The sequence below is a fragment of the Streptosporangium sp. 'caverna' genome, from assembly GCF_003203775.1.
Lineage (GTDB): Bacteria > Actinomycetota > Actinomycetes > Streptosporangiales > Streptosporangiaceae > Streptosporangium > Streptosporangium subroseum.
The window spans coordinates 10309086-10329761 of the sequence record NZ_CP029711.1; the positions used below are offsets into that span (position 1 = coordinate 10309086).

A 20676-nucleotide genomic window follows, 5' to 3' on the forward strand; every position below is an offset into this window, starting at 1 on the left:
GTCAGGCCTTCCGTTCTTCGAGGTTCGCTGTTTCTTCGAGGTCCGCCGTGGGGCCCGCCGTGAGGTCGAGGAACGCGTCGTCCAACGTGGCGTCGGCGACGCGGAGTTCCTGAGCGGTGATCCCGTGCCGCGCGAGCAGTGAGAGCACGGCGTTGACGGTCTCGTTCGTTCCGTTGATGATCACTTGGCCGTCCTTGCGCTCCACGGAGGCGACCGCGGGCAGCGTGGCCAGATCATCGTCGCCGAGTGGCCGCGAGGGCGTGAACGAGATGACGGTCGAGTGCGCGGAGCGGCCGATGAGGCCCGCCGGGGTGTCCAGGGCGGCGACCCTGCCCGTGTTGATCACGGCGACGCGGTCGCACAGGTGCTGGGCCTCCTCCATGAAATGGGTGACCAGCAGGACGGTCACCCCCGAGTCCCGCACGTCCTCGATCAGCTTCCAGGTGTCGCGGCGGGCCCGCGGGTCCAGGCCCGTGGTGAGCTCGTCGAGCACGACGACCCTGGGATTGCCGATGAGCGCCAGCGCGATGAACAGCCGCTGCTTCTGGCCGCCGGAGAGCTTGCCGAAGCGGGCGGTGAGCCGGTCGGTGAGGTCGAGCCGCTCGACGAGGGACCGCCAGTCGGCCGGCTTCGGGTAGAAGGCGCTGTAGAGCTCCAGCGCCTCGCGCACCGTGAGCTTCTCCTGCAGTTCGCTCTCCTGCAGTTGAGCACCGAGAATCCGGGTCACCTGCTCGTGGTCGGCGACCGGGTCGAGACCGGCCACTCGGACCGTGCCGGCGTCGGGCACGCGCAGTCCCTCGATGCACTCGACGGTCGTCGTCTTTCCCGCACCGTTCGGGCCGAGGATCCCGAAGATCTCGCCCTCCTCCACGGAGAAGGACACCCCGTCCACGACGGGTCTGCCCCCGTAGGCCTTGCGCAGCCCACTGACTTCGATAATCGCCATACCTTGAGAATCCCGGTGAACGACTGCCCGGCACATCGCCCATCGCGCTCGGAACCACCTCATCCGATCGGTTGATACGCGCCTACGACCTCCCGGACTGTCGCATTAAACGCTAAATGTCGCTTTTATAGCCGTTTGGTGGATTTGGACAAGGGTAAGGAGGTGAGAATTCATGTCGATCTCGGGGGAGAATGACAATGAGAGGACACGACCGGCGTCCCGAAGAGAAATCGAACATCAGGAAACCCGATGTCTCCGGGGGAATGTCGAGACGGCAGTTCTCCCTGCTGGGAGCCGCGGCGCTGGGCGGCGCGGCCATCCCGAAGGCGATGACACCCCAGCCCCGGCCGACCCCGCCGGTGCCGAGCGGGACCGGGAGGCAGGTGCCCCCGGTCGGGTTCGTCCTGGCCCACGAGCAGTTCCAGACCCCGGACCTGGTCCGGTTCGCCGAGATGGCCGATCGGGCCGGGTTCGGTCACGTCTGGGCGAGCGACCACTCCCAGCCCTGGCAGGAGAACGAGGGTCACGCCATGTTCCCCTGGCTCACGCTGGCCCTGGTCGGCGATCACACGTCGCGGCTGACGTACGGCACCGGCGTCACCTGCCCGCTCTACCGGCACCACCCCGCCCAGGTGGCGCAGGCCTTCGCCTCTCTCGGCGTGCTGACACCCGGCAGGGTCTTCCTCGGCGTCGGCACCGGTGAGGCGCTCAACGAGCTGTCCTCGACAGGGCGGTTCGACCGCTATCCCGAACGTCATGACCGGCTGATCGAGGCCATCCAGCTGATCCGCAGGCTCTGGACGGGCGAGCGGGTCACCTTCAAGGGGCGCTTCTACCAGACCGACCAGTTCAAGCTGTACGACGTGCCCTCCCCGCCGGTGCCGATCTACGTCGCGGCCAGCGGCCAGAAAAGCGCCTATCTGGCGGGGCGCTACGGCGACGGTTGGGTCGTGCAACCGAAGGATCTCGCCACCCCCCGGCTGAGCGACGCGTTCGCCCAGGGCGCCCGCGCCGCAGGCAAGGACCCCGGCACCATGCCGAAGCTCGTCGAGAGATGGGTCGTGGTGGGCGACCAGACCGACGCGGACCAGGCGGCGGAGAAGTGGCGCTTCACCGTTCACGGGTTCGGCGACCTGCTCTACCAGCCGAATCCGGTGACCATTCAGCGCCTGGCCGAAGAGCGCTGGAAGCTGGAGCAGGTGTATGCCGAGTGGCCGCGTGGCACGGACCCGCAGGTGCACATCAAGGCCACCCAGAAGCTTCTCGACGCCGGTGCCACGCCGTTCATCCATTCCGGCCAGGCGGACCAGCAGCGGGTGATCGAGTTCTACGGCCGGGAGGTCCTCCCGCACGTGCACCGCTGAGCGGACCCCGTCCCGCCCTCTCGCGGGGCAGCGGCCGAATGCGCCCTTCTCGCACGGGGCAGCGGCCGGGTACGCCCTCAGGAGCCACCCTCGTGGGGCGGCGGCCGAGCAGAAGGGGGCCATCGCCGCTCCCGGCGATGGCCCCCTTTGCCATCAGATGTCGGGACTAGGGCTGCCGGGTGAGCCGGAACGACTGCGCGGCGGTGCCGTCACAGGTGCGCTGGACCAGCTGGACGCTGTCGGCCGTCGAGGCGTTCGGCACGCTGATGCACTTGGCGCTGAGGCGGCTGACGAAGTGGTAGTTGCCGCCGCCTTCGGAGACCGCCTGCCACTGCTGGTTGTTGCCGCCGCCGTACGTCCACTGCTGGAGGGGAGCGCCGTCGGCCAGGGAGACGTTGGTCACGTCGATGGCCTGGGCGCCGTTGTTGCGGTTGTTGATCCGCGCGAAGCCGCCGCTGGTCGGCTGGACCTGGAACTGCTGGGCGAGGGTGCCGTTGCAGGCGTACTGCTGGATCGCGGCGCCGCTGGTCGTGGCCGCCGCGCGGACGTCCACGCACTTGCCGCTTCCGCTGTTGACGAGGGTGTACCAGGCGGTCGGCGAGATGGGGTCCGTGGGGTCGGGAGTGGGGGTGGGCGTCGGGGTGGGGGTGGTACTCACTCCGCCCAGCCACTTCAGGCCGTCGATGACAAACCGGTTCTGCACCTCGCTGGAGAAGGTGGACGACAGCCCGGTGTTGGTGGAGTAGTTCATGTCGTTGTGGCCGAAGTTCGTGTAGAGCATCTTGTAGTTCTTGTTGGTCCACATGATCGGGTAGTAGCCACTACGCCAGGACTGGTTGGGGTCCGTTCCGACGGGAAAGCTCGACGGGTCGATGGACCCGAGGATCTTGATGTTCGGGTTGTTCCTCAGGTCGTTGTTCCAGCTGTACCACTCGCTGATCGAGGAGGTGAAGGTGGCGGGAAGCCGCGCGGTGGAGGGATGGGTCCCGCCCTCCGTGCGCAGGGTGACCGAGGTGGGACCCCAGGTGTTGGACTTGAACGCCCCGGTGCCCAGGAACTCGTTGTGGTACCAGGACCAGCTCTGGGGGTCGGTGTTGAACGCGGAGACGTGGAATCCCATCCACCCTCCGCCGTTGCGCACGTACTGCTCGAACGCCGATCGCTGGGCGGCGTTCTGGGGCAGGTCGTCCAGGAAGAGCACCACCTGATACTGCTGGAGGTTACCGGCGTTCAGCAGGCTCCAGTTGTTGGTCGAGGTGTAGGAGAAGTTGTTCTGCGCGGCGGCCTGCGGGAACCACTTGTTGGCGTCCTGCACGAAGTTGATGTGGGCCGCGTCCCAGGTGCCGCTGTAGAAGGCGAGCACCTTGAAACTCGGGGCGGCCGAGGCCTGCGCGGTGCCGTGGATCGGGATGGCCGTGAGGCCGAGCATGACGGCGAACATGGCAATCAGCCTCATCCACGTCCGCGTCGTGCCCGCCATATTGTCCCTGGTCATGTAGGTAGCCCTCTATCTCGTGATGGACGACATCACCGAATGACAGCGGAATCCGTCCTGCCCGGGGCATGACGACAACCAGGCCTGCCGGCATTTCGGTAAGCCACATGGGCGATTCTTGTCGGGCTTAATTCAAGTTCTGTTAAATCTAATTGTCAAGTTTCTTTCATAAATCGAGGAGAGGTCGCCCGTTACGGACGCGGTGAAGGCGGTGAAGGCGGTGAAGGCCGGGCGAGGCGGCGAAGGGGGGCGAGGCCTACCGCATCACGCGCAACGGCATCGGGACCGCCGGACTGCGCCCCCTGACCCCAAGACCGTGCCTGACCGCGGAAGAACCGGTCACCCGGCATCGCCGGCTACCGCGCGGGGACTACGAGCTCATGCGTCAGGAGTCCGATGAGTCCTTTGATGCGAAAAAACACATATTTGAGCGATTGCCCCTCTTGTACCAGTACGGCAGGGTATCGATAAGTTGCATCTCATGAACATCGCTATTACCAATGGATTTGTCGTCCCCGTTGACGGCGAGACGATCGACGGCGGCACCGTCCTGATCCAGGACGGCAAGATCGTGGCGGTCGCCCCCGACGCCGAGGTCACGGTGCCCGCGGGCGTCACGACGATCGACGCGGGCGGCTCGTGGGTACTGCCCGGCTTTGTCGAGGCACACGGTCACCTCGGCGTCCACGAGGAGGCCGAGGGCTGGGCCGGCCAGGACACCAACGAGATGACCGACCCCAACGGCGCCCGGCTGCGTGCCCTCGACGCGATCAACCCGGCCGACGTGGGCTTCGCCGACGCCCTGTCCGGCGGCGTCACCACCGCCGTCATCAAGCCCGGCTCGGGCAACCCCATCGGCGGTCAGACGGTCGCCCTCAAGTGCTGGGGCCGTACGGTCGACGACATGCTGCTCCGCGAGCCGGTGAGCGTGAAGAGCGCGCTGGGCGAGAACCCCAAGCGTGTCTACGGCGACCAGAAGAAGCTGCCCTCCACCCGGCAGGGCGTGGCCGCGGTGATCCGCGACGCGTTCGTCAAGGCGCAGGACTACAAGGCCAAGCGGGAGCACGCCCAGGGTGAGGGCAAGCCGTTCGACCGCGACGGCACGCTGGAGATCCTCGTCCGGGTGCTCGACGGCGAGCTGCCGTGGTGCCAGCACACGCACAGGGCCGACGACATCGCCACGGCCCTGCGGCTGGCCGACGAGTTCGGCTACCGCCTGGTGATCAACCACGGCACCGAGGGTCACCTGATCGCCGACGTGCTCGCGGAGAGGAACATTCCGGTGATCATCGGCCCGCTGCTCACCAGCAGGTCGAAGGTGGAGCTGCGCCAGCGGTCGCTGCGCAACCCCGGCATCCTGGCCCGCGCCGGCGTCGAACTGGCGATCACCACCGACCACCCGGTCGTGCCGATCCACTTCCTCGTGCACCAGGCGACGCTGGCGATCAAGGAGGGCCTGGACCCCACGGTCGCGCTGCGCTCGATCACCGTGAACCCGGCCAAGATCATGGGCCTGGACGACCGGGTCGGGGCGTTGAAGCCGGGACTGGACGGCGATGTCGTCATCTGGTCGGGCGACCCGCTCGACATCATGAGCCGCGCGCTCCGGGTGTTCATCGAGGGCCGCGAGGTCTACAGCTTCTCGGCGGACAAGGGTGAGGGCGAGGTCGCCGACCCCTACTACCGCGAGGCCTGATCCTCAAGCGCGGAGGGGAGCCGTCCCGAGACCGGCTCCCCTCCGCGCTCCAGGACTCCGCGCTCCCGAGACCGGCTCCATCTGTGCTCCAGGGCTCCGCGCCCCCGAGGCCGACTCCCCTTCACGTTTCAAGGCTCCGCGCTCCCGAGACCGGCTCCCCTCCGTTTCGGGACTCCGCGTTTCACGACGGGCCTGACCGTGCGTCCCCCGAACATCACCGGGCACGGGGAGGCCCGGTTCGTTGCCTCACCACGAGCCTGACGTGCGCCCGAACATCACCGGACGCGGGGAGGCCCGATCTGCCGCCTCACCATGGGCCTGACATGCGTCCCGAGCATCGCCGGGCACGCGTGCCGACCCGCTCTCCCCCACCTCACAACCGCCCCCGGTCTCGGACTGGACATCGAATCACATACCCTCCATAAGGTTGCCTCAGGCAATTATATATAGTTGCCTTAGGCAACCATGTGGAGGCGGTCATGTCACCGAAGGACGTCCCGTATCTCCCCTGCACGGCTCAGACAGTGAAAGGACCTTGATGACAACCGCAGTACCGGCCGAGGCACGGGAGGCGGCACCTGATTCGGCTGCCCCGATGACGCATCGGCAGATCTTGGAAGCGCTGTCGGGACTGCTCCTCGGCCTGTTCGTGGCGATCCTGTCGTCGACCGTCGTGTCGAACGCGCTGCCTACGATCATTTCCGACCTGCACGCGGGCGAGACCACCTACACCTGGGTCATCACCTCGACCCTGCTCGCGACCACCGTCTCGACCCCCATCTGGGGCAAGCTCGCCGACCTGATGAGCAAGAAGCTCCTGGTCCAGCTCGGCCTGATCATCTTCGTGATCGGCTCGGCGATCGCCGGTCTCTCCCAGAATCCCGGGATGCTCATCACGGCCCGGGTCATCCAGGGCCTCGGCGCCGGCGGTCTCACCGCCCTGGTCCAGGTCATCATGGCCGCGATGATCTCGCCGCGCGAGCGGGGCCGCTACGCGGGCTATCTCGGTGCGGTCTTCGCCCTCGCCACCGTCACCGGGCCGCTGATCGGCGGCGTCATCGTGGACACCGACTGGCTCGGCTGGCGTTGGTGCTTCTACGTCGGCGTGCCCTTCGCCATCCTGGCGCTGATCGTCCTGCAGAGGACCCTCAAGATCCCGGTGCTCAAGCGCCAGGTCAAGATCGACTGGACCGGGGCCATACTGATCGTCGCCTCGGTGTCGTTGCTTCTGGTCTGGGTCTCCTTCGCCGGCACCAAGTACGACTGGCTGTCGTGGCAGACCGGGGCGATGGTCGGCGGCGCGATCGTGCTGGCCCTGCTTTTCATCCTCGCGGAGATGAAGGCCAGCGAGCCCATCATCCCGTTGTGGCTGTTCCGCAACAGGGCGATCAGCCTGGCCGTGGTGTCCAGTCTCATGGTCGGTGTCGGACTGTTCGGCGCCACGACGTTCCTCAGCCAGTACTTCCAGCTGGCTCGTGGGGAGACGCCCACGAAGGCCGGGCTCATGACCCTGCCGTTGATCGCCGGACTGGCGCTGTCGTCGACGATCACGGGGCAGATCATCACCCGGACGGGCCGATGGAAGATCTTCCTGGTCACCGGCGCCGTCCTGCTCACCGCCGGCTTGGGGCTTGTGGGCGGCACGCTGGCGTATGACAGCCCGTACTGGCTTCTGGCGATCTACATGTTCGCCATGGGCGCGGGCGTCGGCATGACCATGCAGAACCTCGTCCTGTCCGTCCAGAACCAGGTGAAGATAAGCGAACTGGGCGTGGCCAGCTCGTCGGTCGCGTTCTTCCGTACGCTCGGCGGTGCGATCGGCGTCTCGGCGCTGGGGGCCGTACTGGGCAACCGGATCATCCAGTACACGGAGGACGGCCTGGCCAGGCTGGGCATCCACAACTCCGTGAGCGACGGCTCCATCCCCGTGATCTCCGCGCTCCCCGCCCCGGTGCGCGCGGTCGTCCAGAGCGCGTACGGCGACGGCGTCGGCGACGTGTTCCTGTACGCCGCCCCCACCGCGCTTCTGGCCCTGATCGCCATCCTCTTCATCAAGGAGGTTCCGCTGCGGACCTCCGACAGCGCGCCGCTCCCCGTCGAAGCGGACGTGCCCTCGACCAATGGCGCGATCTCCGGTCGCCACGCCAACCGCAATCCGCAGGAGCTCCTACCCGTGGGTGCAGACCGTCAGAACAGCTTCAACGGCTTCGCCGCCGCCCAGACGCCGGCTCAGGGCCCGCCGATCCAGAGCCTGTCATCCCAGGGTCTGTCGCCCCAGGAGATGGCGTACGCGTCGGAACCGCAGTACGGCGACAGCGGGATCCGCGGCTTCATCCGCGGCGACAACGGAATGCCGGTGGGCCACGCCACCCTCACTCTGATCGACGTACGGGGCCATCAGATCGGTCGTGCGGTCGCCCAGGCCGACGGCTCGTACAGCCTGCGGACCCCCGGCAGCGGCACGTACGTCCTGATCGCCTCCGCCGGCGAGCACGACCCTCAGGTCGCGACCCTGGTCGTCGGCGACAAGCCGCTGGAGTTCGACCTGATGCTCACGGGCTCGGGCAAGCTCACCGGCACCGTACGCGACGCGGAAGGCACGCCGGTGGCCCAGGCCATGGTCATCGTGACGGACGTGCGCGGAGAGGTGGTCACCACGGGCATGACCGGCGCGGACGGCGTCTTCGCCTTCGGCGGGGTCGTCGCGGGGACCTACACCCTCGCGGTCAGCGCCGAGGCGCACCGTCCGGCGGCGGTACCGGTCGAGGTCGGAACCGGCCAGACCACGCAGAACATCGAGTTGCTGCCCGGCGCCCGGGTCCGCGGAACGGTCCGTGTCAAGAACGGAGACGGCCCGCTCGCCGACGCCCGGGTCACGCTGCTCGACGCGGCGGGCAACGTCGTCGGCACGGCGACGACCGGCGAGGACGGGGAGTACGCCTTCGCCGACCTCACGGGCGGTCAGTACACCATCATCGCCACCGGGTACCCGCCCGTGGCGAGCACTCTCAATCTGACCGGGCAGGGTGACGACGGTCACGACCTCTGGCTCGGCCATCCGGAATGACCTGGTACGCCGGGCCGTGTCCGCAAAAGGGACCGGCCCGGCAACCGGAAATCCGGCAACACAACCCGACGGCGAGGCGCCCGACATACCGGGCGCGGCCACCCCGTACCAATACGCCGGGCGCAGTCACCCAGTAAGCGAGTGAAAGCAGGATCACCATGTACACCAGCCCTCAGGCCACTGAAAGCGCCCCCTCGGAGCGGCGCGGCCTGCATGCCCTGGTGCGTACGAAAGACGGCTGGGCGGTACAGCACGCGGTCATCACCGTGACCGACGGGTACGGCAACCAGGTCGTGCGGACCGAGGCGGATGCCGAGGGCGCGGTGATGACCGCCCCGCTGGCGCCCGGCGTCTACACCGTCGTCGTCACCGCGGTCGGCTACTCACCCATCGCGTCGACGGCGATCGCGACCGCTTCCGGCACCGCCGAGCTGGGCGTCCTCGTGCTCGCGCGGCAGGGCGGTGTTGAACTGCCGCCGCCCGGCGTGTGGACCATCGATCCCGCTCATTCGAAGGTGGCCGCGACCGCGCAGCATCTCGGGCTGTCCAGCGTGCAGGGAAGGTTCACCGAGTTCGCCGGCCGGATCGACGTCGGCGCGACCGCCGAGACGTCCAGCGTCATGGCCGAGATCAACGCGGCGTCGATCACCACGGGCAACGGCACGCGCGACGACCATCTGCGCTCGGCCGACTTCCTCGGTGTCGAGTCGCATCCGACGATCTCCTACCGGAGCATCGGGCTGTCCGTCACGGGTCCGGACCGGTGGACGCTGTACGGTGTCCTGACGATGAGCGGCATCACCCGATCGGTCGATCTCGACCTCAGCTACCTCGGCACGAGCCCCGACCCGTGGGGTGGTCTGCGGGCCGCGTTCCGCGCCGTCACCGAGCTGCGCCGCGAGGATTTCGCGATGAACTACAACCAGGTGGTGCAGGCGGGGATCTCGCTGATCGGGGCCACCCTGAAGGTCGAGCTGGACATCCAGGCGATCCAGGGGGAACCCGCGCCGGAAGCCTGATCGTTTCCACTGTGTGGAGGATGACCGGCTCCGCTGAGTGGCCCGGCCGGCTCCCGGCCGAGTGGCCCGACAACCATCAACACCCGAAACCGACCGGTGATCGCCGGTACCCGAAAACGAAGGGAGAGGATCATGATGACCGAGGTGGAAACGGCAGCTATCCCCGCCGACGAGCACGAAGCCTACTGTGCGCTCGAACAACAGCTCGGGGTCCTCTTCCGGCGTTCGCGTGCGCTGTCCGCGCAGGTGGGACGTACGGTGCACCCCGAGCTGGAGCCCGGCGCCTACGGGATCCTGGGACGCATCGTGGAGGTGGCGCCGGCGCGTTCCAGCGACCTGGCCGCCTACTTCGGTGTCGGCAAGGCGACCGTCAGCCGCCAGTTGAAGGTGCTGGAGGAGCTCGGACTGATCGGGCGCGAGCCCGATCCCCTGGACGGCCGCGCCCATCTCCTGAATCTGACCGAAGAGGGACGCCAGCGGTTCGACCGCGCGCGGGTGGCACGCCAGGACCGCTTCTACGCCCTGCTCGCCACCTGGCCGGAGGAGGACGTGCGATCGCTGGCCCAGATGCTGGCCCGCTTCAACGCCCTCACCGAGACGATAGCGACGTGAGATCTCAGGGCTTGGAGGGCTCCAGCTCTTCATGATCCGCCTCGTGGCCGGGCTCTTCCACAGGTTGAGGCGCAGGCCCGCCGGCCTGTTCCCGCGAGAGCTCATCGGCTCCCGGAACGGGACGCCGGATGAAGAGGCAACCGGCCGCGAGCATCCCGACGACGGTGATGGCCAGCAGCAACAGCCGGTAGTCCAGGACCGCGATCAGGCCGGCCCCCACCGCCATGGAGGCCGTCTGCGGCACCGTGACGCTCAGTTCGAACGCCGCGAAGCTCCGTCCGAGGAGCTCGACCGGAGTGGTGCGCTGGATGGCGACCGACACGCCGATGACCATCCAGGGGACGGTGACACCCAGCAGGAACATGCCCGCCACCACAACCGCGTCGTACGGCGTCGTCAACATCGCGCTGCACACCGCGCAGGCGACCAGGCCCCAGGCGACCAGCAGGCTCTCTCCCGTCCTGCGCATCACGCCGCTCGCCGTGGCGCCTCCGACCACGGTCCCGACTCCCATCGCCGAGCCCAGCACACCGACATATGACGGCTCATGGCCCAGGCCCACGGTGACGACCACGAACCCGGCGGACTCGTAGAACCCAATCGCGAGCATGGCCAGGCCACAGGTCAGCACAAGCTGCCGGAGCACGCGGGTCCTCGCGATGTAACGGATCCCGGAGCCGACCTCGGTCACCCAGTGCTGCTCGGACGGCTGCGGGGCGGGCTCGTCCACCTTTATCGCCAGCAGTATGGCCGCCGCCACCAGAAACGTGACGATGTCGATCGCCACGAGAACGTTGGCCCCGTGCCAGGCGTAGAGCCCGGCGCCCGCCATCGGGGCGACGATCCTCAGCAGTCCGCGAATCGTCTGCAGTGCCCCGTTCGCATCGCCCAGTAACTCCTCGGGAACCAGCCTGGGCAGGAGAGCAGCCTGGGCGGGCCCGCTGAGGCTGCCCGACACGCCATAGGCGAACATCACCAGGTAGACCACCCAGATCCGGTCCTGCTCGGTGACCAGGATGAGCGGCAGCAGCAGCACGGGAGTCAGCAGGTTGACGGCGATCAGCAGCGGGCGCCGTCGCAGTCGGTCCACGACCAGACCTGACACCGGGAGGAACAGGCTTCCCAGGGCGAACGCGAACATGACCAGACCGGCCGAGCTCGCGCTGTGGGTGAGCTCCTGGACCGCGACGGCGAGCGCCAGCCACAACGCGGAACTACCGAAGTTGGAAAAGGTGTCCGCGATCAGAAACAACCTGACCTGCCGCTGGGCCAACAGCTTCAACATCACCGTGCTCCTCTGCCGATCCCTGTCGAGCCTGGTTACGAGTGACGTTCCTTGAGTTCCGCGCTCAGCTCTCCCGCGTCCTCGCCCGCCGTCGGTGTGGCGCTCAGGAAAATGCGCACCAGCCGGGCGTCATCCGGCCAGGACTCGGGATGGGTGAGGCGCTCGGTATAGGGCCGGAGCACTTCGAGGAGTTGCTCGGCGATCAGGTTCAGTTCTTCGACATCCACCGGCAGGGTCATTCCCCCGAGGAACGAGGCCCGGCGCCAGTCTTCGGGTTCGTCGGAATTGGACTCGGCCCATCGCGTGATCCGGTCGGCCTCACGCTCGACGAAGACCCGCCCCAACTCGTCGCCGGCCGCCCCGCCTTCCACCGAGGACCAGCTCTGCTCGATGGAGGTGAGCTGCCATGGGCGCTCGCGCCGGTCCTTTCCGCTCAGCTGCTCGACGAAGCCGTACTTGGACAGCTGGCGAAGGTGGAAGGAGCAGCTGGCCTGGCTGACCTTGAGATGCCGGGCACAGGTGGCGGCGGTGGCCGGGCCTATCACCGCCAGTAGTTCCAGCAGATCCAGCCGCAAGGGATGGGTGAGAGCCCGAAGGGCCCTGGGGTCGGTGACGCGCATATTCCAAAGATGTCTTTGGAATATAAAAATGTCAAGGATGTCTTTGGAATGTGCGCCGCGTGACCGCGTGACCGCGTGACCGCGTGACCGCGTGACCGCGTGACCGCGTGACCGCGTGACCGCGTGACCGCGTGACCGCGTGACCCCGTGACCCCGTGACCCCGGAGACGCGGATCACTCGCCCACCGGCAGAGCCCTCGGCCTTCGTTCGACCCGGCGACCTGCATGGCCGCCCTCTTCCGGCGCCGTCGACGCGCCGGCCCCCGGCCATAAACCACACCGAGTTGAGGCTTTTGTCCGCAAAGTAAGCGTTCAACCGTAAGGTGACTTCGGTGAACGTGATCGGCGGATACGTGCTCAGGCGTGAGCTGGGCCGGGGCGGCATGGGTGTGGTCCACCTCGCCACCACCCCGGCCGGCGGCCTGGCCGCGGTGAAGGTGATCCATCCGCAGCTGGCCGGCGATCCGGCCTTCCGGCGGCGCTTCGACCGCGAGGTCGCCGCGGCGCGCAGCGTGGCCAGGTTCTGCACCGCTCCCGTGCTCGACGCCGGGATCGAGGGAGGCGTCGCCTACCTCGTCACGGAGTACGTGAAGGGGCCTGACCTGGCGCAGGCCGTACGCGAGCAGGGGCCGCTGACCGGCGCCGATCTTGAGGCGCTCGCGGTCGGGATCGCCACGGCGCTCCACGCCATCCACGGGGCAGGGGTCATCCACCGCGACCTCAAGCCGTCGAACGTGCTGCTGTCGCCGCTCGGCCCGCGCGTGATCGACTTCGGCATCGCGCAGCTCGTCGACAGCCAGAGCCTGGCCAGCCAGTCGATCCTGGGCACGCCTGCGTTCATGGCGCCCGAGCAGGTGCGCGCCGAGCCGTTGACGCCCGCGACCGACGTCTACGCGTGGGGCGGGGTGATCGCGTTCGCCGGCACGGGACGGTTGCCGTTCGGCGGCGGCTCGCCGCCTGAGGTCCTCTACCGGATCGTCAACGAGGGGCCGAACCTCGACGGCCTCGACGAGACCATGCGCGCCGTCGTCGAACGGGCCATGGCCAAGGATCCCGCGCGGCGGCCGAGCGCCCAGCGGTTGCTGGACGAACTGGTCGGCGGCCGGCCGACCCCGGCGACGGCCACCCAGGTCGTCGAACACACCCTGGCCGTCGCCCGTGCGCCGGGCGCGCTCAGGTGGCCGGACGCGCCCGGGCCATCGGCCATGCCGGAACGGCCGGACACGCTCGAACCGCCGGAGACGCCCGAACCATCGGACATATCCAAACGGCCGGACGCGTCCGAACCACCGGGCATGCCCGGGACGCGGCCCGCGGGGACCCGGCGGCGGTGGCCGTGGATCACCGGCGCCGCCGCGCTCGTGATGGCGTCGGCGGCCGGGTGGGCCGCCTACGCCCTCCTCGGCGCGTCGGCGCTGCCCTACCACGCGGACTTCTCCCGATCCTGGGCGATCGGCACGTCCGCCGGCGGCAGCACCGAGCAGGACGGCGGGGCCTACCTGCTGACCGCGAACCCCGGCTGGCGGCTGTGGAAGTCGGCTCCCCTGTCGGTCGAGCCCGCCCAGGACATCGTGATCAGCTCCGATATGCGACTGGAGCGGGGCTCGGGGGAATTCGGCGTGTGGTGCCACGGCGACGAGGGCACCGGCGACCGCTACGAGTTCGCGGTCACCGGCACGGGAAAGGCCTCGATCACCAAGCGGCACGGCGGGCAGGGCACCCTCCTGTACGGGCCCGTGCAGGTGAAGAGGTCTGCCGACAGCCGCGTCGTCGCCCGGTGCGCGCAGCGGGGCGAGCGGGTCGCCCTGAGCATGTGGCTCAACGACGGCCTGGTGAGCGAGGCCGTCGACACGCGGAGCCCCTACGCCCCGGGGTCCGTCGGCGTCTACGCGGCGCCGGACACGGCCAAGCCCCTCCGGGTCGGGTTCCGCTCGTTCGACGTCCGCCCGGCGGAGGGTTGAGCGGTGCGGTTCGACGTGCTGGGACCGTTGCGGGTCCTTGAGGGAGAGCGCGACCTGACGCCCGGCCCCGCCAAGCACCGCACGTTGCTGGCCGCCCTGCTGCTGCGGCCGGGACGGTCGCTGACCGTCGACCGGCTGATCGCCGAGGTGTGGGGCGAGGAGCCGCCCGCGTCGGCCGAGGCGGTGCTCCGGGTGTACGTGAGCGCGCTGCGCAAGGTGGTGGACGGGATCCGCACCGTGCCCGGCGGCTACCTCCTCGACGTCGATCCCGACCAGGTGGACGCGCACAGGTTCGAGCGCCTGGTGGCCGCGGGCAGGCGGACCAGGGACGCCGGCAGGACCGCGGAGGCGGCCGACGACCTGCGTGCCGCCCTGGCGCTCTGGCGAGGGCCCGCGCTGGCCGGCATCGACTCGGGCGAGCTGCGGCGGGCGCATGCCGTACCGCTGGAGGAGCTGCGGCTGACCGCGCTCGAGGAGCGTGTCGCGCTGGATCTGGAGCTCGGCCGTGGCGGGGAGGTGGCCGGGGAGCTGCGCGCGCTCGTGGCGGCCCACCCGTTGCGGGAGCGGGCATGGGGGCAGCTCATGCTGGCGCTCGACCAGGCGGGACGCCGCTCGGAGGCTTTGCGCGCCTACCGGGAGGTGCGGCGGCTGCTGGTCGACGAGCTCGGCCTCGAGCCGGGTGCCGAACTGCGGGAGGCGCATGAGCGCGTGCTGTCGGGAGGGGCGCCCTCGCGGACCGTGCCGAACGAGACGCCGCCCGACATCGCCGACTTCACCGGACGCGAGCGCGTACTGGACTGGATCCGCCGGTCCGTGCCCCCGGCGGGGACCTCTCCCGTCCACCTGGTGCTGCACGGTCCGGCGGGATCGGGCAAGTCCGCGGTGGCGATCCACGCGGCCACCGCGCTCGACTTCCCCGACGGACGGCTCTACGCCTCGCTGAGGGCCAGGACGCCGGGCGCGATGCTGGAGGACCTGCTGCGCTCGCTCGGGTGCCCGGAGGGGGCCGTGCCCGCCGACCTGGACGAACGGATCCGTCTCTACCGCAGCATGGTGAGCGGGCGGCGGCTGCTGGTGGTGCTGGACGACGCGGCGGACGAGGCTCAGGTCCGCCCGCTGCTGCCCACCGGGCCCGGCTGCCTGACGCTGGTGACCAGCCGCTCGCCGCTGTCCGGGCTGGAGGCGGCGCGCGCCTGCGAGATCGGCGTGTTCGATCCCGGAGAGTCCGTGGCGATGCTGGCCAGGGTGGCGGGTGAGCGGCGCGTCCGGGCCGAGCCGCAGGCGGCCGCGCGGATCGCGGCGCTGTGCGGCGGACTGCCGCTGGCGCTCAGGATCGCGGGGTCCAGACTGGCGCGCCGATCGAGCTGGACGCTGGAGCACCTGGCGGGACGCCTGGAGGACGAGCGCGGCCGTCTCGACGAGCTCAGCGCGGGAGATCTGACCGTGCGGAGCAGCCTGGCGCTCGGCTACCGCGCGCTCTCTGACCCCGAACGCCTGCTGCTGCGCCGCCTCGGCGCGCTGTCCGCACCCGACTTCGCCCCGTGGGCGGCCGCCGCCGTCCTCGGCGCACCCGCCGACCGGCTGCTGGAGTCACTGGCCGAGGCGGGCCTGCTGCAGGCGCGCGGGCTCGACGCGACCGGCCAGGAGAGGTACGGCTGGCACGATCTGACCAGGCTCTACGCCGCCGAGCGCCTGGCCGATGAGGAGGGTCCGCCCGCCCGGGCACTCGCCGGCGCCGCCCGGGAGATTCTCGACCGCACTCGCCGGGCCAGGGCGCTGCTCCTGCCCGCCGAACCCGGCTCGGGCCAGACCCTGGTCCGTACGGCGGAGCAGGCCGTCGCCCTGGAGACCACGCAGCTGAGGGAGTCGGCCCGCCGGCTGGCCGTCGAACGGGGATTCCTGGTCGCGACCGTCGCCGACTTCCAGCGGACCGGCCTGGACGAGGCGGCCTGGCGGCTGGCCTTCTACCTGATGCCCTTCTTCGAGCTCGGCGCGCACCGCGAGGACTGGCGCCAGACCGTGGATCTCGGCCTGCGGTCCGCGCGGCGCACGGGCCACCGCCACGGTGAGGCGCTGCTGCTGCGGTCCCTGGCCGACCTGCACCGCGCGGAGGGACGTCTCACGGAGGCGGCCGAAGCCCTCCACCGGGCGCTTCCGCTGGCGGAGGCGGGCGAGGTGGCCCGCATCCGGCACCGTCTCGGCCTGGTCCACCTCGCCCAGGGACGGCTGCCGGAGGCGGGGGCCTGCTTCGTGGCCTGCCTGGCCGCGTTCTCGGCGGCGGGCGACCAGCGGGGCAGGGCCGACGCGCTGCGCGCCCTCGGCGGGTTGCGTCGCGCCGAAGACCTGCTCGTCATGAGTCTGGAGGCCTACCGCGAGCTGGGCGATCCGCGCGGCGAGGCGGCCGTCTCGTTCGACCTCGCCGGGCTCCACCTGGACCAGCGGCGGCCTTCCGAGGCGCGTAAGCGGGCCGAACGCGGCCTCGGCCTGGTCAGGCGGCTGGGAGATCGGCTGCCCGAGGCCGCGGGACTGGTTGTCCTGGCCAGGGTGGCCCTGGCGGAGGGCCGGCCCGACGTCGCCCGCGGGGCCGCCGAGGAGGCGCTCGGGACGTTCCGCGAGTACGCGGACCGCGGGGGCGCCGCACAGGCGTCGCTGACCCTGGCCGCGGCCTTCCTCGACCTTGATGAGGTAGATGGGGCGGTTGATGCCGTGACACGTGTTGTGGGAGAGTTCAACGCTCTCGGCGACCGGCAGGGTCTCGCCAGAGCCGAAGAGCTCGCCAACGAGGCGCGGCGGCGGCGTGGCCTGCGCATATAGCGCACTATGCGGATCCTGAAGGTGGCTCGCCTACGGTCGTGCTCGATTCGATCCACGAGAGGCAGAGGTGGGACGGGATGCGAAGAGGGATCACGCCCGTGACGGCGGTCGTACCGATTGTCGTACTGACGGCCGTGCTGACAGGCTGCGGGATACTGCCGGACCGGCAGGGCGGCGGCGGTGAGGAGAGGCAGGCCGCCTCCCAGTCACAGGCCGTCTCCCAGTCGCAGGCGGTCCCTCAGCCGCAGACGGAGGAGCCGGCCACCGCCACGGCCGAGGCGCAGGCGACCGCCGCGGCAGAAGAGCTCGGGGCGATCGCCAGCCGCAAGGTCTCGCACGGTGGCAGCAACCTGCGCGTCGACATCACCGGCCTCAGGCGGCAGGGCAAGATCGCCACGCTGACCTGGACCGTCGCCGACATCGACGAGCGCACCGACAGCTGGTACGTGGGCACCCGCCTGGGCTCCGCGACCCTGGACTTCACCGTCTCGGGTGTCTCGCTGATCGACCCGGTCAACGGCAAGCGTTACCGCGTCGCCCGCAACGGCACCGGCGAGGACGCCGAGTGCGTGTGCAGCAAGGCCAACGAGACCATCAAGGGTGGCAGCTCGCTTGAGCTGTACGCGGTCTACGGAGCGCCGCCCGCCGATGTCACGAAGGTCAATGTCGAATTCCCCAACCTGGGAGTGTTCGCCGATGTCCCGATCTCCTGAGCGGGCCGCGGCGATCCTGGTCACGGTCGCCCTGATGGTCGGGTCCGGCCAGACCGCCCGGGCCGATCCCACGACCCCGCCCGGCACCGCCCCGGCCGACGCGACCTTCACCGTCGAGGATCTGGTGTTCCCCATCGAGGACATCGTTCCCGAGACCGAGTCCATGGACGGCACGGAGAGCGAGTCCAAGAGGGGCGGGGAGATCACCGTGGGGCTCACCAGCGACGTGCTGTTCGCGCTGGACAAGGCCGTGCTGACACCGCAGGCACGACAGCGGCTGCAGCGGGTCGTCGCGAAGGTCCAGGCCGAGTCCGCGGGCGGGGCGGTCAGGATCGAGGGGCACACCGACGACCAGGGCGGCGACGCCTACAACGACGCGCTCTCCCTCAAGCGGGCGCAGGCCGTACGGCAGGCCCTCCAGGAGAAGCTGCCGGACGTGACCTTCCAGGCCACCGGCTACGGCGAGAGACGGCCCAAGCTGCCCAACATCGTCCAGGGAAAGCCCGTGAAGGAGAACCGGGCGAGGAACCGGCGCGTCGAGATCGTCTTCAACGCCAAGCAGTGATCTCCGCCAGGCTCGGCGACGATGCGGGGAGCACCCGGGAGCGCCCGCCGTCCTGACGAGAACGACCGCGGCCGGGGGATGCCCCGTACCGCGGTCGTCGTGAAAGCGCTCGAAGGGAACGAACTCAGAGGGGTGGAGCCGGGACGGGCGTCACTCCGGGGTCGGCCCGGAGGTCGGCGTCGTCGGGGTCTCCGTGGGCTCCGGGGTCTCCGTCGGCTCCGGAGTCTCCGTGGGGTCCGGCGTTTCCGTGGGGTCCGGCGTTTCCGTGGGCGGCGTCGGGAGATCTGTGGGGTCGGGGGTTTCCGTGGGCAGCGTCGGAAGGTCCGTGGGGATCGGGGTTTCCGTGGGCGGCGTCGGGAGGTCCGTGGGCGTCGGGACGGGCGGGGTGGGGCAGATGGCGGGAGTGCGCCACCGGGTGCCAGGCCGCCACTGCTTGGAGGACGACCAGCTGTCGCCGCGCCAGAAGTTCCTGTTGGGTCGCGACAGATCGAAGACGTAGGCGACCGTCGCCGTCTCGCCCACGGTCGTGGCGGTCACCGTCACCCAGTCGCCCTGCCTGACCTCGTTACCCCGCCGGCCGGTGAGGGTGCGGGTGGTGTCGCTGATCGCGTACACCTTCTCGAAGCCGTCCTGGCTTTTCACCGTGATCGAGTCCTGCGCCAGAACGGTCGCCTCCCCTGTCTGGGCGAACACCGTGAAGCCGCAGCCGTCCTTCGCCGGCAGGACGAGCTCGCCGTGCAGCGTGCCGGGGAACGCCAGCGGGGGGACGCGGGGCGCCGCCGGGGCGGTCGGGGGCGGGGTGGGGGTCGGGGTGAGCGTCGGTACGGGAGTCTCGGTGGGCGTCTCGGTCACCGTCACGCTGGGAACCGGCGTCTCCGGGTCCGTCGGGATGGGCGTCGGGGATGCCGCTGACGCCGCGGACATCCCGATACCGCCCGACGCCACCAGCACGACGGCGGTGGCGAAGACGAATGGGCGTGGGATGCGTCGGCGTGGCCCTCCCTGCCTGCTCGACAACAATTCGTTCGGCTCATCAGAGTTTCCTGGCGTCACCATGTTCTCCATCGGGCTTGATTTGGAACCAACGGGGGCATTGAGGATGCGCTCCTGTCTGCCCCTCCGAGATCGAGGACCGCTGCCCGGTCGCAGTCCTCCCTCGGGGGGCGCGGGGAAGAATGCCCGCTTCCAGAAGACCCATGCGAGCAACTTTGGCGATCAACTACCCGATGTAGGACCTTCCAGCAGCTCACCGCCGCATTTCACGAATTCAAATTAAAAGGGATGAGATCCCCATCAACCAGTCCCAGTCTTCGCATTAATGCATTTAAGGCCAATAGGTGACATAATTCGCAAATCGTCCAAATTCCTCGACATCGCCGGGAGCCGACCCGTCGTCCGTCCGCTCGCCGGCCGTCCGGGCGTGATCATCTGACGGTGACCGAGCAGGCGAGTGCGGTGACCGTTCATCCAGTCCGGGAGACGTGTACGGCGCCGGTGGCCCCGGAGGTGTGGAGCGCGTCAGGCGGAGGCGTAGCGGGCCGCCAGGGCGCGGGAGGTCTCGGCGAGGCGGGCCCGCAGTTCCGGCGGTCCGAGAACCTCGACGTCCGCGCCCAGGGCGAGGAACGTCCCGTGGGCGTGGTCGAGCGACTCGATGGGGAGCACCGCGCGGATCCAGCCGTCCGGCTCGGCGGTTCCGGTGCCGGTCAGCGCCCGGGCGGCCGCCCCCCTGAGGCGGGACGCGGCTCGGGGCGAGAGACGGACGACCGCCTCGCCCGCGTACAGGCGGGCGAGGAAGTCCGCCTGGTAGCGCCGCCAGTAGGCGGCCAGGTCGAAATCCTCGGGAGGCTGGAACTCCTCGTCCCGTACGGCGAGTTCGAGGATCTGGTCGACCCGGTACGTGCGCGGTCCCGGGCCGGGCCCCGCGACGATGTACCAGCGGCCCGCCTTGAGCACCAGGCCGTACGGCTCCAGGCGCCGGTCGACGTCGGTCGGCTCCTTCCAGCGGCGGTAGCGGATGTCGAGCACCCGGCTGTGCCACACCGCGTCGGCGACCTGCGGCAGATGCGGGACGTCGTCGTCCTCCGCGTACCAGCCGGGCGCGTCGAGGTGGAAGCGGGACCGCATCCGGTCGGCCTGCGCGCGCAGCTCGGGCGGGAGCGCCGCACGCAGTTTGAGCTGAGCGGTCGCGAGGACCGAACCGAGCCCGAGCTCGGCGGCGGGTCCCGGGATGCCGGAGAGGAAGAGCGCCTCCGCCTCGCCCGCGTTCATCCCGGTGAGCCGGGTGCGGTAGCCGGCGAGCAACCGGTAGCCGCCGGAGTGCCCGGCGTCTCCGTAGAGCGGTACGCCCGCCGCGTGCAGCGACTCGATGTCGCGGTAGACGGTCCGCACCGACACTTCCAGCTCCTCGGCGAGCCCGGCGGCGGTCATCCGGCCCCTGGTCTGGAGCAGCAGCAGGATCGAGAGAAGACGGCTCGACTTCACTGACACAAGATGTCAGTGAAGTGGCCCTACGGTCCAGC

General features: G+C 69.7%; 15 protein-coding genes. 9 read left to right on the forward strand and 6 right to left on the reverse strand.

Features of this window, described 5'->3' with window-relative positions; genetic code table 11:
- Window position 1 precedes the first annotated feature (1 nt).
- Entirely contained in the window at window positions 2–946 is a 945-nt protein-coding gene (locus tag DKM19_RS44525) for an ABC transporter ATP-binding protein (RefSeq protein ID WP_110704682.1), read from the reverse strand.
- 197 nt (window positions 947–1143) lie between these two features.
- Between DKM19_RS44525 and DKM19_RS44530 the strand changes: the two genes are divergently transcribed.
- Complete coding sequence (locus DKM19_RS44530) at window positions 1144–2310, forward strand: F420-dependent hydroxymycolic acid dehydrogenase (RefSeq protein WP_204358504.1); 1167 nt, start codon at window positions 1144–1146, stop codon at window positions 2308–2310.
- Window positions 2311–2476: 166 nt separating this feature from the next.
- Here the strand turns inward: DKM19_RS44530 and DKM19_RS44535 are convergent, their stop codons facing one another.
- Window positions 2477–3805, reverse strand: a complete 1329-nt coding sequence (locus tag DKM19_RS44535; RefSeq protein ID WP_110704684.1) for a ThuA domain-containing protein — start codon at window positions 3803–3805, stop codon at window positions 2477–2479.
- A 481-nt stretch (window positions 3806–4286) separates the two neighbouring features.
- On the opposite strand from DKM19_RS44535, the gene DKM19_RS44545 reads away from it, so the two are divergent.
- From DKM19_RS44545 to DKM19_RS44560, 4 genes are all read left to right on the forward strand, one after another.
- A complete protein-coding gene (locus DKM19_RS44545) occupies window positions 4287–5501 on the forward strand; it encodes an amidohydrolase (RefSeq protein WP_110704685.1) in 1215 nt (404 codons plus the stop codon).
- Window positions 5502–6039: 538 nt separating this feature from the next.
- Window positions 6040–8568, forward strand: coding sequence for an MFS transporter (locus DKM19_RS44550; protein ID WP_204358505.1), 2529 nt, complete (start codon window positions 6040–6042; stop codon window positions 8566–8568).
- A gap of 158 nt (window positions 8569–8726) precedes the next feature.
- On the forward strand, window positions 8727–9587 hold the full coding sequence (locus DKM19_RS44555; RefSeq protein ID WP_110704687.1) for a YceI family protein: 861 nt from the start codon (window positions 8727–8729) through the stop codon (window positions 9585–9587).
- Between the two features lie 132 nt (window positions 9588–9719).
- A complete protein-coding gene (locus DKM19_RS44560) occupies window positions 9720–10199 on the forward strand; it encodes a MarR family winged helix-turn-helix transcriptional regulator (protein WP_204358506.1) in 480 nt (159 codons plus the stop codon).
- A gap of 4 nt (window positions 10200–10203) precedes the next feature.
- Here DKM19_RS44560 and DKM19_RS44565 read toward each other — a convergent pair whose 3' ends face one another.
- Window positions 10204–11484, reverse strand: a complete 1281-nt coding sequence (locus DKM19_RS44565; RefSeq protein ID WP_110704688.1) for an MFS transporter — start codon at window positions 11482–11484, stop codon at window positions 10204–10206.
- 35 nt (window positions 11485–11519) lie between these two features.
- Window positions 11520–12104: a winged helix-turn-helix domain-containing protein gene (locus DKM19_RS44570; RefSeq protein ID WP_110704689.1), complete on the reverse strand. Its 585-nt coding sequence runs from the start codon at window positions 12102–12104 to the stop codon at window positions 11520–11522.
- A gap of 332 nt (window positions 12105–12436) precedes the next feature.
- On the opposite strand from DKM19_RS44570, the gene DKM19_RS44575 reads away from it, so the two are divergent.
- The 4 genes from DKM19_RS44575 (at window position 12437) to DKM19_RS44590 (ending at window position 18157) form a co-directional block, all read left to right on the forward strand.
- Window positions 12437–14065 carry a serine/threonine-protein kinase gene (locus DKM19_RS44575; protein WP_204358507.1) on the forward strand — a complete coding sequence of 543 codons (1629 nt, stop codon included), beginning with the start codon at window positions 12437–12439 and terminating at the stop codon, window positions 14063–14065.
- Between the two features lie 3 nt (window positions 14066–14068).
- Entirely contained in the window at window positions 14069–16879 is a 2811-nt protein-coding gene (locus DKM19_RS44580; RefSeq protein WP_110704690.1) for an AfsR/SARP family transcriptional regulator, read from the forward strand.
- Between the two features lie 98 nt (window positions 16880–16977).
- Window positions 16978–17592: a hypothetical protein gene (locus DKM19_RS44585; protein WP_204358508.1), complete on the forward strand. Its 615-nt coding sequence runs from the start codon at window positions 16978–16980 to the stop codon at window positions 17590–17592.
- Window positions 17576–18157, forward strand: a complete 582-nt coding sequence (locus DKM19_RS44590; RefSeq protein ID WP_110704691.1) for an OmpA family protein — start codon at window positions 17576–17578, stop codon at window positions 18155–18157. Before DKM19_RS44585 ends, DKM19_RS44590 begins: the two co-directional genes overlap by 17 nt.
- A 150-nt stretch (window positions 18158–18307) precedes the next feature.
- Here DKM19_RS44590 and DKM19_RS51365 read toward each other — a convergent pair whose 3' ends face one another.
- Complete coding sequence (locus DKM19_RS51365) at window positions 18308–19015, reverse strand: hypothetical protein (protein ID WP_204358509.1); 708 nt, start codon at window positions 19013–19015, stop codon at window positions 18308–18310.
- A 660-nt stretch (window positions 19016–19675) separates the two neighbouring features.
- Window positions 19676–20644: a helix-turn-helix transcriptional regulator gene (locus tag DKM19_RS44600; protein WP_369987381.1), complete on the reverse strand. Its 969-nt coding sequence runs from the start codon at window positions 20642–20644 to the stop codon at window positions 19676–19678.
- Window positions 20645–20676: the final 32 nt, after the last annotated feature.

Excerpts from the sequence above, each read along its gene's own strand:
- DKM19_RS44525 (WP_110704682.1), bottom strand. The coding sequence starts at position 946 with ATGGCGATTATCGAAGTCAGTGGGCTGCGCAAGGCCTACGGGGGCAGA.
- DKM19_RS44530 (WP_204358504.1), top strand. The coding sequence starts at position 1,144 with ATGAGAGGACACGACCGGCGTCCCGAAGAGAAATCGAACATCAGGAAA.
- DKM19_RS44535 (WP_110704684.1), bottom strand. The coding sequence starts at position 3,805 with ATGACCAGGGACAATATGGCGGGCACGACGCGGACGTGGATGAGGCTG.
- DKM19_RS44545 (WP_110704685.1), top strand. The coding sequence starts at position 4,287 with ATGAACATCGCTATTACCAATGGATTTGTCGTCCCCGTTGACGGCGAG.
- DKM19_RS44550 (WP_204358505.1), top strand. The coding sequence starts at position 6,040 with ATGACAACCGCAGTACCGGCCGAGGCACGGGAGGCGGCACCTGATTCG.
- DKM19_RS44555 (WP_110704687.1), top strand. The coding sequence starts at position 8,727 with ATGTACACCAGCCCTCAGGCCACTGAAAGCGCCCCCTCGGAGCGGCGC.
- DKM19_RS44560 (WP_204358506.1), top strand. The coding sequence starts at position 9,720 with ATGATGACCGAGGTGGAAACGGCAGCTATCCCCGCCGACGAGCACGAA.
- DKM19_RS44565 (WP_110704688.1), bottom strand. The coding sequence starts at position 11,484 with ATGTTGAAGCTGTTGGCCCAGCGGCAGGTCAGGTTGTTTCTGATCGCG.
- DKM19_RS44570 (WP_110704689.1), bottom strand. The coding sequence starts at position 12,104 with ATGCGCGTCACCGACCCCAGGGCCCTTCGGGCTCTCACCCATCCCTTG.
- DKM19_RS44590 (WP_110704691.1), top strand. The coding sequence starts at position 17,576 with ATGTCCCGATCTCCTGAGCGGGCCGCGGCGATCCTGGTCACGGTCGCC.